14 protein-coding genes are annotated in these 13,793 nt (G+C 29.0%); 4 read left to right on the top strand and 10 right to left on the bottom strand.

Annotation, left to right across the window (positions count from 1 at the left end):
- Positions 1–113 precede the first annotated feature (113 nt).
- Positions 114–1,004, bottom strand: a complete 891-nt coding sequence (locus tag BN350_RS14670; protein WP_028044283.1) for a PHP domain-containing protein — start codon at positions 1,002–1,004, stop codon at positions 114–116.
- A 330-nt stretch (positions 1,005–1,334) separates the two neighbouring features.
- Here BN350_RS14670 and mgtE point away from each other — a divergent pair, with 330 nt between their 5' ends.
- On the top strand, positions 1,335–2,687 hold the full coding sequence (gene mgtE, locus BN350_RS14675) for a magnesium transporter (protein WP_028044284.1): 1,353 nt from the start codon (positions 1,335–1,337) through the stop codon (positions 2,685–2,687).
- 26 nt (positions 2,688–2,713) lie between these two features.
- On the opposite strand, the gene BN350_RS19410 is transcribed toward mgtE, so the two are convergent.
- The 8 genes from BN350_RS19410 to BN350_RS14715 form a co-directional block, all read right to left on the bottom strand.
- A complete protein-coding gene (locus tag BN350_RS19410) occupies positions 2,714–5,542 on the bottom strand; it encodes an EAL domain-containing protein (RefSeq protein WP_049945582.1) in 2,829 nt (942 codons plus the stop codon).
- Positions 5,543–5,646: 104 nt separating this feature from the next.
- Complete coding sequence (locus tag BN350_RS14685) at positions 5,647–6,072, bottom strand: hypothetical protein (protein ID WP_028044285.1); 426 nt, start codon at positions 6,070–6,072, stop codon at positions 5,647–5,649.
- On the bottom strand, positions 6,063–7,271 hold the full coding sequence (locus tag BN350_RS14690) for an ATP-grasp domain-containing protein (RefSeq protein ID WP_028044286.1): 1,209 nt from the start codon (positions 7,269–7,271) through the stop codon (positions 6,063–6,065). Before BN350_RS14690 ends, BN350_RS14685 begins: the two co-directional genes overlap by 10 nt.
- Before the next feature lies 1 nt (position 7,272).
- Entirely contained in the window at positions 7,273–8,028 is a 756-nt protein-coding gene (locus BN350_RS14695) for an esterase family protein (protein ID WP_028044287.1), read from the bottom strand.
- 11 nt (positions 8,029–8,039) lie between these two features.
- On the bottom strand, positions 8,040–9,221 hold the full coding sequence (locus tag BN350_RS14700; RefSeq protein ID WP_028044288.1) for an ATP-grasp domain-containing protein: 1,182 nt from the start codon (positions 9,219–9,221) through the stop codon (positions 8,040–8,042).
- 116 nt (positions 9,222–9,337) lie between these two features.
- Complete coding sequence (locus tag BN350_RS14705; protein WP_028044289.1) at positions 9,338–9,520, bottom strand: hypothetical protein; 183 nt, start codon at positions 9,518–9,520, stop codon at positions 9,338–9,340.
- Between the two features lie 13 nt (positions 9,521–9,533).
- Positions 9,534–9,971 carry a hypothetical protein gene (locus tag BN350_RS14710; protein WP_028044290.1) on the bottom strand — a complete coding sequence of 146 codons (438 nt, stop codon included), beginning with the start codon at positions 9,969–9,971 and terminating at the stop codon, positions 9,534–9,536.
- Positions 9,958–10,179, bottom strand: a complete 222-nt coding sequence (locus tag BN350_RS14715; RefSeq protein ID WP_028044291.1) for a helix-turn-helix transcriptional regulator — start codon at positions 10,177–10,179, stop codon at positions 9,958–9,960. The genes BN350_RS14710 and BN350_RS14715 overlap by 14 nt, the downstream gene beginning before the upstream one ends.
- Positions 10,180–10,470: 291 nt before the next feature.
- Here BN350_RS14715 and BN350_RS14720 point away from each other — a divergent pair, with 291 nt between their 5' ends.
- A complete protein-coding gene (locus BN350_RS14720; RefSeq protein WP_028044292.1) occupies positions 10,471–11,049 on the top strand; it encodes a bactofilin family protein in 579 nt (192 codons plus the stop codon).
- Positions 11,050–11,194: 145 nt separating this feature from the next.
- Here the strand turns inward: BN350_RS14720 and BN350_RS19415 are convergent, their stop codons facing one another.
- On the bottom strand, positions 11,195–11,905 hold the full coding sequence (locus tag BN350_RS19415; protein ID WP_044600360.1) for a response regulator transcription factor: 711 nt from the start codon (positions 11,903–11,905) through the stop codon (positions 11,195–11,197).
- A gap of 185 nt (positions 11,906–12,090) precedes the next feature.
- Between BN350_RS19415 and BN350_RS14730 the strand changes: the two genes are divergently transcribed.
- Together BN350_RS14730 and BN350_RS14735 are read left to right on the top strand one after the other, a co-directional pair.
- Positions 12,091–12,309, top strand: a complete 219-nt coding sequence (locus BN350_RS14730; RefSeq protein WP_147573601.1) for a hypothetical protein — start codon at positions 12,091–12,093, stop codon at positions 12,307–12,309.
- 316 nt (positions 12,310–12,625) lie between these two features.
- Positions 12,626–13,793, top strand: a 1,168-nt coding sequence (locus BN350_RS14735; protein WP_028044294.1) for an MFS transporter, incomplete at its 3' end; no start/stop codon positions are given.

Genomic DNA, 13,793 nt, shown 5'->3' on the forward strand with positions numbered 1-13,793 from the left:
TTGTCCTCCTTATTCTTTGATTTCATTATAATCATTTCCCAAACTTCTGTATATTATTTTCAAAAGTTGAAATCAAAAAGATAAGGATGATTTATTTCCTTATCTTTCAAATACTAGATTAAAAAATTTTCTTTTAACTGTTTTTCAATAATACATTCATCAATAATACAACGACATTCTCCCAATTCAATAGCTGGTTTTGTCTTTCCGTGATAATCACTACCACATGTTGTCATAATATGATACTCTTGTCCTTTTTGATAAAAATATTCTACTGTTTCTGGATTATGATAATTACTGAAACATTCTACACCATCATACCCCAATTTCATCATTTCATCAAAAACACCAAATTGGCCTTTTAAATTATTACCAGGATGTGCTAAAACTGCTTTACCACCATGACGATGAATTAAATCGATTGTTTCCTTTAAAGTTGGATAAATAATTTCTGTATAACATGGTTTTCCTTGTGCATAATAATCCCAATAAAAATTAACATAGGGATTATCACTACGTGTACCACCTTCACGATACGGAAGTAATAATTCATGATCTTTATATTGATCCATATTTAATAAAACTTCTGCAAACATCTCTCCTGTGTAAACACCATTATCTGAAACCTTATCTAAATCATTTTTTGTGATATGAAAACCTAATGCATTTGTTAAGTCAATTTTTTTTAATGAACTTGATAATTCTTGTTGCAAAACATTCTCTTCTAAATCTATAAAATCTTTATGATGATAATTAATTCCATACCCTAAAACATGTAAATTAATTCCTTCATACGTACAATCTATTTCTACTGCAGGAATATACTTTATTTGCAGTTCATCAGCGACTTTCTTTGCTTCGTCAATCGCCTTTACACTATTGTGATCAGCTATTGCCATAATTCTTATTCCTGCCTGATAACATTTGTTAACAAGTTCAGTAGGTGTAAATTCTCCATCATCGCTATAAAGTGAATGCATGTGTAAATCAATAAATTTGTCCATTATTTTTCTCCTTTTTATTTTTATTATAAAACTTGTGGCTATTTGCCATACTATTTAGAAGAGCTGAATGTATTATATAATATGAATATATATTCCTATAAAAATTCACTTTCGTCAACTCTTTACGAAAGTATTATAACGAATATCTTAGTGTTTGTATATCTTTTTTCACAATCAGAAAAAAATAGTTTTTTTATCTTGACTTTCCATAATATTTTCATCATACTTTTATTGAAAAAGAAAGGATGTGAGATTATGAATAAAGGCAAGCCGAAACCGAATATTACTGATCTCACAAATGTGAGATCTTCTTAAAAGAGGAGGTCTAAAATGGAAAATAAAACACAAATTCAATTAGAAAAACTATTACAAGCTTTGGTTAAACATGATACGAAAGAAATTGATAATATTTATGGACATGTTCAACCAATTGATTTAGCTCTGGAAATAGAAGAATTAGAAGATAATCAGTTAGAATATTTATGTAACCACATTGATGATGAAAAATTAGCTGAAATATTAGAAGAATCTGATGAAGAATTACAAACAGATATTATTGATTGTTTAGATAATCAAAGGATATTAAGATTATTTAATCATCTTCCTAAAGATATTATTGTTGATATTCTTGGTGAATTACCTATTGGAAAACGTAAACAGTTAATGACACTGATGAAAACAGATGATCAAAAAATTATAGAACAATTACTTGGTTATGCAGAAGACAGTGCTGGTGGTTTGATGACTACTGAATATATTGCATTAAATGATAGCTTAACAATGATTAATGTCCTCAAAAAAATTAAAGAAATAGGTCCTAAAACAGAAGTTATAGAGACAATATTTGTTTTAAATCATAAAAAGCAATTAATTGGTACTGCTGATTTAAGAGATATATTAGTTTCTGATGAAGACACAACTTTAAGGGAAATTATGGATGATCAGATTATATCTGTCTTTCCTGAAACAGACCAGGAAGAGGTTTCTTTACTAGTTTCTAAATATGATTTAGCAACAATACCTGTTGTTAATAAAAATCAAGCACTACTTGGAATTATTACAGTTGATGATATTATTGATGTTATTCAAGAGGAACATACAGAAGATATGTTACAAATGCATGGTGTAAGTAAAGAAGAATCTTTAGATTCTACTTTATTTGAATCTATTCAAATGCGTTTACCTTGGTTAGTTGTTAATCTTGCTACTGCTTTTCTTGCTTCTTTCACAGTTAAAATGTTTGAAAGTACAATTGAACAAATCGTTGCTCTTTCAGCAACTATGACAATTGTTACTGGAATGGGCGGAAATGCTGGTAGTCAAACTTTATCAATTATGATTCGAAGTATTGCTTTAGGAGAAGTTCATTTCAAAGATTGCTTTCCTGCATTGATTAAAGAAATATTATTAGGAATTATTAATGGTTTAGTGACTGGTGTCATTACTGGTTTTATTGTTTATGTGCTTTATGGTAATTTTTATTTAGGTGTTATTATTTGTATTGCTATGATTGGTAATTTAGTTGTATCAGGATTTTTTGGATTTGTTATTCCTGTTGTTTTAAAAGCATTACATGCTGATCCAGCTTTAGCATCATCTATTTTCTTAACGACTGCAACTGATGTTCTAGGGTTCTTTATCTTCTTAGAACTTGCTAATCTATTTTTACCATTCTTAGTTTAAAACGATTATACATTGAAAGAGGGAGTTCAATTCTTGAACTCCCTTTCATCTATTTTAGTGGTTATTCCACAATAAATTTTTTGATTCTGTTCATCAACATAGTGAACAATATGCTGACATACTCTCACTTTTTCTCCTTGATTATTTATATATGAGTAAACAATATCAAACTGTTTATCCCAGTTTCTATAATTATTCATAATTGCAATAACTTGTTCTTGATCATCTTTGCAAATAATATCTAAAGCATAATTCATTTCTATCATGTGGCTTAGTTCTTCATGACTATAACCCAAAGTATCTTTAAGCCCATAACTAAGTAATTGACATTCTAAGCTCTCTTCATTTACATAGTATTTTATAATATTTCCTGGCATCGTATCCAAAATCATATGAAGTTCTTTTTCTCTTTTCATTTGTTCAGTATAATCACTCACAATACCATAATAAACTTTTCGATTTGGTTCTTTATGTAAAAAGAATAATTTCAAATGCATCCACATTATTTCTCCATTAAGACGGTATCTCCTAAAAGTTCCATATGCTCCTAAATGTCCTTTCTTTTGGGCACGTTTAAAAATATTTATAAAATAATCACGATCATCCTCATAAATCTGATTTATAATCGTTTCTGACTTCTCTTTTAAATCAACAGGATTACATCCAGTAATATGATAATATCCATCATTAACACTCTTTACTGAAATATGATTTTGATCATCGACTTCGTAAATAGCAATTCCACCAATAATATTATTCAATACTGATTCACTCGTAATATCCTTTTTAAATAAATCTTCAATTTGTAAAGTAGGCAATCCTTCAACCATAATATCTCTAGTGTCAACATTTTGCTGATGTGAAAGTAGTTCATCAAAATCAAATGCTGGCATTGGTTTATAGAAATGGAATCCTTGCATATATTCACAATTCATATTCAAAAGATGTTTAACTTGTTCTTCTGTCTCTACTCCTTCAGCTATCAATCCCATCTTCAGCCACTTTGCCATCAAAATAGAAGACTCTAGTACACTCAATCCTTTATCAAGACTATTTTCATCCATATCCAAAAACTTCATATCAAGTTTTAATACATCCACTTCAATATCTTTTAACATATTTAAAGCTGAATAACCACTTCCAAAATCATCCATTAAAACTCTAAATCCATTTTTTCTTAATTCAGATATTGTTTCTATAAGTTTTACAAAATTATCACTATAGGCACTTTCCGTAATCTCTATTTCAATATAACGTTTAGGAATTTGATATTGATCACACAAATCTTCAAATACTTTAAGAAGATTATACTGATAAATATCTAATCTTGATACATTGACAGATAAAGGAACAATGATTTGATTATTTTGAAGACGTTGATGAAGATATTGAGCAGTTTTTTCCCATACATAATAATCCAATTTATAAATAAATCCACTATTTTCTAAAATAGGTATAAATGTATTTGGCATTAATAATCCTTTTGTAGGATGCATCCAGCGAACGAGTACTTCAGCACCAATAATTCTTTGTGTTCTAGCACTACATTGAGGCTGAAAATAAATTTCAAATTCATGATTATCTAATCCATTCTTCACACTAAATAAAATCTCTTGTTCGTTTTCAAGTTTTAATTTCATTGTTTCCTGAAACAAGGCAACTCTTTTGGCATAATTTCCTTTAATTGTATTTGCAGCCATAATCGCACGATCACACATTAACGTGATTGGTAATGATCTATTATCAATTGGATAAATTCCTGCAGCTGGCAAAAATTTATATTCAATATTATAGTTTTGAATCCAATCTACAATCTGATTTTCTACTTCTTCAATATGACAGTTATCATAAGGAACTAAACACATAAAATCATCATTTCCCATACGAGCAGCAAAACCTTCACGTGAATTAACAAAATCTTGAATACAATTAGCAACATATATTAATAAATTGTCTCCTTGATCTGTTCCATACCATTCATTAAATAATTTGAAATGTTCAATATCAATAGATATAATCGCATACTCTCTTTTATCCTGATATAAAACATCTTTAACTATCTCTTGAAATGCACTTTCATTATAGAGAAAAGTTAATGGATCTATTTGTTGATGATAATTTTTATCAAAATGTCTATGTGCTCCATTATAACGATCATCAACATTAACAGCATAACAAAGGTAACATTTTTCATGTTCATTTTTTTCTACAGGTTGTAAATATAGTGAAAAGTAATGATAATTATTATCTGACCTTAAAACTCTAAAATCTTCTACAACATGTCCCATGTTCTCAGTTCTATACTCTAATGTCTTTAAATCAAAGAATGAATAAAAACGTTTGACATCATCAGGATATATATATTGTTGACTAAAACCTTTGACAAGTTCATCAATTGTTCCTTGATTTTTTATTTTAACTTGTGAACCATCATTACATAGATATTGATATGTTTGAGAACTAAGATCTAATTCAACTAGTTCATCGTAATGCTGACTTTGATTTATATTTAAAAAGACTCTATGATTTTCATCATTAATAGGATGCATTGCTACAAGAAGGCATTTCCCTTCATTAGGCCAATTCAATCTTAAAGTTGTACAATTATCCCAACCATGGTAAAGTTCATTATATTTTAAAATTGTTCTTGTTGATGCATCAGATTCTTTTAGGAATTCTAGCGGACAATCAGTGCATGGCTGTTTCCTATGACGTAGTAATTGATAACATATAGCATCTTTTTGAAGACTAGGATATATTTCTTTTAGTCCTTCATCATAATATACAATTTTATATTGTTCATTAATAACATACACACCTTTGGTGGTAGAACGAATATTATTTTCTTTATACATAGTACTATCCCTCATCATCCATATAAATATCTATATTACTATCATATCATTTCTAACAAAAATCACAATTAAAATTTAAAGAAATAAAGAAATAGGGTTAATCCCTATTTCCCACATTTCAATTTAAGTTTTTCATAACAGTCTTTATCTACATTTTCACCCATCATCCATTGATTATTAACATACGAGACTTCCTGTCCATCATCACGATAGCCTCTTAAACAATGTTTTCCCTCAAGAAAATCATCTGTTAAAATATAAGAATTCTCCGATTCAATATAAATATAAACCTTTAAAATCATTTTTCCTATTCTTCTAACTCCAGGATCAGATAATCGCATAGCAATATTAAAAGCCAGATTGATATCCATATTTTCAGGTTTATCCCAATACAACATCTGATGATACTCTTTTAAGTCAGATTCTGTACATTGATAACCTACACGTTTCGTAACATAATTCATCAATTCAATAATATGTCTTTTATGCAATGTTGGAAAAATGAGTTCTATATTCGACTCTACATCCATTCAGTTCCATCCTCACGTTTAAGAATATAACGAATCATTTCAAATAATTCTTCCTGTGTCTTTGCTTTAACAATAAAGACATGGTTTCCCATTGCAGCTGCTAAAGCTTCTGGAACATCTGTTTCTAATGCTATTAAATCACCATAAGCTCCCCTAATTTGATCATAATTATGCATATACCAGATTCCATCTCTACGACCAGTATAAGCTACCCAATATTGACGCTTAATATCATAGAAACACTGGTTATATTTAATCATATCAGCCCAAATTGTATAAACGTCAACATTATATGCAAAATTCATCATATCAGGCATATAAGCACCTGGAGCACGCATATTAACCTCTAACCCAACGATATCTCCTTTTTTCCCTAATCCTTCTCTATCTTCATCTAATCTAAAGAATTCAAAGTGGAAGAACCGACTTCGTGTATCAAAAGCCTGAACAGCTTTCTTACCAACTTCATATAAATCCAATCCTTCTACAGGCTGTGAATAAAAAGCTGTATCACTTGCTTCATTGACATTATCCATAATTGAATTCAACATCACATGACTCGTCGCAATTAAAATATTTTTATCTTTATCCGTAATACCATCAAATGTTTCCACATGTCCAGGAACCATTTCTTCAATAATAAACTGAATATGTGAATCTTTAGTTGCAAAGAAATAATCTAATTCAGCATCATTTTTAAGTTTATAAGTAGAACTTGCACCAACACCATTATCAGGTTTTACAATCACAGGATAGCCAACCTTATTAGCAAAAGCTTTTGTTGCCTGATAATCATCAACCATTCTAAATCTAGCTGTTGGAATACCAGCACTCTTATATACATCTTTCATCTTTGACTTATATTTCATAGGCGACATATGTTGAATTTTCGTTCCTGTTGTCACATTAAATTCATTACGTAATGTAGCTTCTAATTCTAGCCAATATTCATTTTGTGATTCAATCCAGTCAATATGACCATAATGCCATGTATAATAAGCACATGCTCTATAAACAGCTTCATAATCCTCTAAATCATCAACCTTATAATACTCAGTTAATGCTAACTTTGTATGGTAAGGAAGACTTTCATAGCTGGCATCACCAATTCCAAGAACATTCACTCCTCGTGCTTTAAGACGATCACAGAAATTATAAAAATATAATGGAAAGTGTGGTGAAATAAAGATCAAATTCATATTATATCACCCTTTCTACAAAATATGGGAACTGTACTCTCCACCATGGCCAATCATGATTAACATCATAACCCCAGAGATCAATCCATGCTGGTATATCTTTAAATTCTAAAAGTTCTTTCATACGTGTTGTACTTCTAATCATATCATCTTCCCATGCACCTTGCCCACAACATAAAACAATTTTACAATGACGATACATATCAACATAAGGATGATCATAACTCATACCATGTAAATATTGTATTGGTGAATTACGATATAATATCTCATCATGATAATCATCAAAGAATAAATCACTATCATAATACCCACTTAAAGCAATTGTTCCTTTAAAAATATCAGGTCTTCTAAACATGAAATTAGCAGCGTGTGTTGCCCCCATTGAACATCCTGTCGTAAAAATACCATCTGCGTATCCACCACCATTACCATAAGAATTAATTTCAAATATTCTAGGAACTAATTCATTCATAACATAATAATACCATTGCTCCATCATATAAGTACGATGTCTAGAATCAAGTCCCTTTCCAGACCAAGATTCAGGATCAATACTATCACAGCAAAACAATTGAATTCTTCCCTGATCAATCAAATGTTCAACAGTATGAACCATACCATTATTTTCAAAATCAAAATAACGTCCATCTTGTGAAGGAAAGACCAAAATAGGCTGTCCAGCATGTCCATATACCATAAATTCCATATCTCTATTCAAACATTCACTATACTCTTTAAACCACTCTTTTTTCATATTGATTCCTCCTATCCTAACACATAATCAACAAAAGCATTCACTTCATCCATTGTCTCAAAACGTGCTGTATACGTAAAATTCCCCATAGCTCCACTTAAAATATCCGGCATTCTTTCAGCCATTAATAAATCAAACTGATACTTTTCCATAACATCATTATGACTATGTTTATAATGAATATAATCTCTACGTCCACAATATACACAATGATAAGGTCGATGATGATCATAATCACTATGTCCCTTTACAACCATATCTGCATAAATATCATAAACATTAATATCATTTGCATAATTCATCATATCAGGAGTATATCCACCAGGTGTTCTTAAATTCACTTCTAATCCAATAAGATCTCCCTTTTTCCCAAGTCCTTCTTTATCTTCTAATAATCTAAAGAACTCCATATGAAAACATCTTCCTGCTGTACGAAATGTTTTCACACAAGCTTGTCCAGCTAACTTCAAATCATAAGGAATATCCCTTAAAGAATAATAATACATACTACTTGCTTCATTAACAACGTCCATAATAGGATTTGGAAAAACATGAGATGTTTCAAATAAAATATCTTTATTTAAATTAGCAATTCCATCATAAGATATAATTAATCCATTCACAAACTCTTCCATAATATACTGTGTTGGATGATCCTCTAAATAAAAAGCTTTTAATTCTTCATCCGAAGAAATCTTATAAGTTTTGGCAGCTCCAACTCCATTATCAGGTTTCACAACGACTGGATAATTTACTTCTTTAATAAATTTCAATCCATCCTCTAATGTTGTTGTTAAATGATATCTAGCAGTCTTAACACCTGCTTCTTCATAAAATTTCTTCATTTTAGACTTACATTTCATATCTTCAATATCACAACTATGCATTCCAGTAGTAATATTAAAATCTGTTCTTAAACGAGCATCCTGTTCTAACCAATACTCATTATTTGATTCTAGCCAATCAATATGACCATAATGGAATATAAAGTATCCCATTGCTTTCACCATTTCATCATAATTTTCCATTGAATAAACTTGATAATAATCATCAATTGCATTTTTCAATTCTTCTGTTAATTGATCATAAGGTGTATCTCCAATAGCTAATACTGTGAGTCCCTTTTCCTTTAAACATTCACAAAATTGATAAAAATTCTTTGGAAAGGTTGGTGATATATATACAAAATTCATAACTATTCCCCTTTCTCTTTTTTTATATTATAGCATAGATATAACTATTATAATGAAAAATTCTTCATTATTTTTTCTAAATATAAAACAAAAGAGATAGTTTTTTACGACTATCTCTAATTTTTACATCTATTTTTAGGTTTGAACAATCCATAAATCATTATTCCAACAGCTACAATTAATGATATAAATCTCAATTCATGTGAAATAAGTTGTGCATCATACAAAAAATAAGTCCCTGTACTCAATAACAACCCTAGTTCTATATAATAATTTTGTTTACCATTCTTTTGACACATTAATATCACATCCTTAATATTTATGAAAATAATATACTTTAGCTAACAAAACAATTAGCATTATTGCAAAGATAGTTACTGTTAAAGTATATGCAACAGTTAAGTTCACATACACAGCAATACTATCAGCAATGAACAAACCTAAAATAGTCACTATTAATGACGATTGACACATCTTTTGCTTGATCAGTTTTCTTCTTTCATCATGTTCTTGAATATAAAGTTTTTTTAGCTGTTGTGTATTTTTAAGAATTGTTTCATACCTATAAACCATAAATACACCAATAAATACTAACCCTGTACAAATCCCTAATTGAAAACTCAATCCAATCTCTAAAGCTGAAGAATCTTTTTGAAACAAATAAAGTAAAATATTAAAAATAATTATTATTCCTAATACTATTCTTATTAGTAAACTTCTTTTTTTAATGTCTTTTTCAAATTCTTTCATTATTTATATCCTCCACATCCGAAAAATCAAAAACATCCTCAATAGTTAAATGAAAATACTTTGCTATTTTATAAGCCAATACTAACGAAGCAGTATATTTTTCCTTTTCTAAGGAAATAATAGTTTGTCTTGTTACCCCCACCTCCATAGCAAGTTCATCCTGGGATACCTTATTTATCTTTCTGAGTTCCTTTATCTTCGTTTTCATTTCATCACTTCCTATAAATAGTATAGTATACTTTACATAAAATGTAAAGTGTATTATACATTTTATTTGCGTAATATCCGCTGAATCTACTTTTTCACCTATTTCCACCAAATTTCTATTTAAATACTTTATAATAGGGTTAGTATTAAAAAAGTACACAAAAAATAGTAAAAATTTTCATTAAAAATTACTATAATTGGCAATATAATAAATATTTCAATTATTTATTTAGGATTATTGGATAAATATTAAATACAAAAAAGTGTACTTTTACAAACAAAGGAGGTTTATATGAAAGAAAAGCTTAATACATTCAAAGATAAAATTATTGATCGTTATTTTGATGTTATTGAAGAAGAGAATGAAAATATGATGGAAAATGAGGAGGAACAAGAAATTGTGATAAAAGAAGAAAATAAGAAAGAAAATATTAATACTGAAGTTGCTGTCACATTAAAACCTACTGTTATTTCAGCTGGTACAGAATTACAGGGTAATCTCATTGGTCAGAACAATCTTGAAATACGTGGAAAGATTGTAGGTGATATTTCTATTAGTGGTCAATTAATTATTGAATATGGTGAAATTATTGGAAATATTAAGGCCAATAGTGTTCTTATTAAAGATTCAAAAGTCAAAGGTAATATCGATAGTGAATCCTTTATACAAGTTCATACTCAAAGTATTATTAATGGTCACCTAAAAGGTAAATCTATAACATTAGATAGTGCTTGTACTGGTAACATTAACTCTGAAGAATCTCTACAATTGTTATGTCATGCCGTTGTTAAAGGAAACATTACTGTGCAAAAACTAAAAATAGATGAGGGTGCAATAGTAGAAGGACAAATTAAAATGAAACAACAGTAAAGATTAATCCTTTACTGTTGTTTTTTCTTTTTAGCAATGAACTTATTTGTCCATTGGCTACTTCTTTATCCAATTTAAGTTTGTTTTTGACTATCAGGTATGAAAGTAGATTCAGCAGATAATTGAACAAAAAAGAAAGAAACTTCTATTTCAAAGTTACTTTCTTATATACATTCATAGGATTATCAATAAAACGATATCCTTTTCCTCTTACTGTCTCAATATATTGTTTATCAGTAACTGTATTAAGTTTCAATCTTAAATCAGCTATTCTCGCTTGTAATGTATGTAATCCTTTATTTAATGGCGCAAGCCATATTTTATCATAGATTTGTTCATATGAATAAATTCTACCAGGTTGGTTTACTAATAACATTAGGATATCAAATTCTATACGTGCTAGAACAACAGACATATCTTTATAGTAAACTGTATAACTTCCAGTATCAATTTTAAAATCACCAAACTTAATAATTTCTGGAATTCTATTCGCAAAACCTCCTTGAATTCTTAATTGAACTCTTAATTCTAATTCTTCAAAAGAAAATGGTTTACAGACATAATCATCTGCTCCCATATTTAATCCATAAATACGATCATCAAATTCAGTATAGTTAGATAAGATAATAATTGGTTTAGATGTAAATCCTCTAAGTTTCTCACAAACTTCAAATCCATCTATATCTGGCAGTTTAATATCTAAGATAATACAATCATATCCTTTAGATTGACTAAGTTCTAATGCTTTGAATCCACTTGGAGTTATATCTATATAATATCCATGTTCAGTAAAATAATGTTTTGCTTCATCCAATAACAATTCTTCATCATCAATAAATAATAATTTATATACCATTTTTATCAGCTTCCTTTTCTTAAGTATAACTTATCTTTTTATTTTTTTCATTCTTTTTAGTCCGCTGAATATCCTTTCTGATTGTCTTTCTTTCAAAAGATCATTAATTTCTATTGTTTGGCAATCTATTTTTTCTTGTAGAAGCAACCATTGATTGTAAAAAATATAATAGTAACGTTGCTGTTATGAATAACGATACATCAACTTTTAATAATTTTGAAGGTGGATGTGTTGTAGATATCACTCCTGACAATGATCAACAAAATACCCCAAATAATAACTCTAAAGATGATGTTAATCTTATTACTAATAGTAATTTAAATGAAAATACTCAAATTATTCATAAAGATAATTCAACAACAGATACAGTAGATTCCAACAAAGAAACTCCATTTCAACTATAAAACCTTCATTAACTCCTAAAGTCTCTCAATCACTATCAATAAAAAAAGAACTGTCACCTTCAACTAAAGAAAACTCGTCATCTCAACAATCAGTTCAAACTACTAAAGAAACTACTTAACTATCAACAACAAATCATACATTTACATATCAAATTATCATTGGATTTTTATGTTTAATAACGATTTATATATTAACAAATATTATTTATAAGAAATATTGCAAAAATATTCACTAATTTTTTCTATTTATGAAATAATAAAGCGTTTTCATCATTGTTTCAGTATAATGATATTGTTATGTGGGAGGAATTTTATTATGAAAGATAAAAATATATTGAAGTTTCAAGCCTTCTATTTCTTATTAATAGGGGCAGTAGGATGCTTTACTCCATATATTAATGTTTATTTGGAGAATAGTATCGGACTAAATGGATCTCAAATTGGTTTAATTACAGCTATTTCACTCATATTGGGTGTATGTGTTATTCCTCTATGGGGAATTATTGGTGATAAAACAAGAAAGTATAATTTATTATTAATGTTTTCTTTAGCAGCAAGTATTGTTGTTTTATACTTCTATTCGAAGCAAACTGTTTATCTTGGTTGTGTGATATTTGCATTATTGCTAGAAGTCGTAAGATTAGGTTCTACACCTATGGCAGATACGATTGCAATGAATTATACGGCTAAAACTAATGGAAACTATGGTTCTATTAGAGGTATGGGTTCTTTAGGATATATGTTAGGAAGTATGGCAGTTGGTTTTCTAGCTGATATCTTCGGCTTAGATGGGCCACTCTTTACAAGTTATATGATATTACTTGGTGTTGCTTTATTAATTTGTTTTACTTTTCCTAAAGCTGATGAAAAAGAAGCAGAGAAAGAGAAACCTAAAAAAGGTAATTTTAAAGATTTACTGCTCAATAAGAATTTCTTGTTTATGTTAATTCTCGTTATTATGACTCAAATTGTTGTAGATAGTTCAGGGGCTTATGCTGGCAATCATTTGATTACTACATTAAAAGGTGATAATTCATTGATTAGCTGGTTAACGTTTGTTCAAGTTTTACCTGAATTTTTATTCCTAATGATTGCAACTAGAGTCATTAAAAAATTAGGATATAAGAAATTCTTCTTATTAGCAACTATTCCTATGGCTTTACGTATGTTTACATATGCACTGGTTCCTAATTCATATGTCTTTGTTATTGTGAGTATTGTCCATTGTCTTGGAGTCGCTTGTTCAACAGTTGCAAGTCTTGCTTACATTCAAGAAACAGTAAATCCAGCAGTTTTTGGTACTGCAGTGACATTATTAAATGCTGCTATGAATATTGGAAAAGCAATATTTGGATATGTTTTTGGTAATGTTTATCAATACTATGGTTCTTATAATTTATTCCTAATTGGTGCTATCATTGTCACTCTTGCTATTGTAATGATTTTATTTACTAAGAGACTAGATATTGATCAAGTCCGAATAC

The sequence above is a fragment of the Candidatus Stoquefichus massiliensis AP9 genome (assembly GCF_000455285.1).
Taxonomy (GTDB): Bacteria; Bacillota_I; Bacilli_A; order Erysipelotrichales; family Coprobacillaceae; genus Stoquefichus; species Stoquefichus massiliensis.

What these genes read in the sequence shown, in the direction of transcription:
- BN350_RS14670 (WP_028044283.1), bottom strand. Translation starts at nt 1,004, where the DNA reads ATGGACAAATTTATTGATTTACACATGCATTCACTTTATAGCGATGAT.
- mgtE (WP_028044284.1), top strand. Translation starts at nt 1,335, where the DNA reads ATGGAAAATAAAACACAAATTCAATTAGAAAAACTATTACAAGCTTTG.
- BN350_RS19410 (WP_049945582.1), bottom strand. Translation starts at nt 5,542, where the DNA reads ATGTATAAAGAAAATAATATTCGTTCTACCACCAAAGGTGTGTATGTT.
- BN350_RS14685 (WP_028044285.1), bottom strand. Translation starts at nt 6,072, where the DNA reads ATGGATGTAGAGTCGAATATAGAACTCATTTTTCCAACATTGCATAAA.
- BN350_RS14690 (WP_028044286.1), bottom strand. Translation starts at nt 7,271, where the DNA reads ATGAATTTGATCTTTATTTCACCACACTTTCCATTATATTTTTATAAT.
- BN350_RS14695 (WP_028044287.1), bottom strand. Translation starts at nt 8,028, where the DNA reads ATGAAAAAAGAGTGGTTTAAAGAGTATAGTGAATGTTTGAATAGAGAT.
- BN350_RS14700 (WP_028044288.1), bottom strand. Translation starts at nt 9,221, where the DNA reads ATGAATTTTGTATATATATCACCAACCTTTCCAAAGAATTTTTATCAA.
- BN350_RS14705 (WP_028044289.1), bottom strand. Translation starts at nt 9,520, where the DNA reads ATGTGTCAAAAGAATGGTAAACAAAATTATTATATAGAACTAGGGTTG.
- BN350_RS14710 (WP_028044290.1), bottom strand. Translation starts at nt 9,971, where the DNA reads ATGAAAGAATTTGAAAAAGACATTAAAAAAAGAAGTTTACTAATAAGA.
- BN350_RS14715 (WP_028044291.1), bottom strand. Translation starts at nt 10,179, where the DNA reads ATGAAAACGAAGATAAAGGAACTCAGAAAGATAAATAAGGTATCCCAG.
- BN350_RS14720 (WP_028044292.1), top strand. Translation starts at nt 10,471, where the DNA reads ATGAAAGAAAAGCTTAATACATTCAAAGATAAAATTATTGATCGTTAT.
- BN350_RS19415 (WP_044600360.1), bottom strand. Translation starts at nt 11,905, where the DNA reads ATGGTATATAAATTATTATTTATTGATGATGAAGAATTGTTATTGGAT.
- BN350_RS14730 (WP_147573601.1), top strand. Translation starts at nt 12,091, where the DNA reads ATGAATAACGATACATCAACTTTTAATAATTTTGAAGGTGGATGTGTT.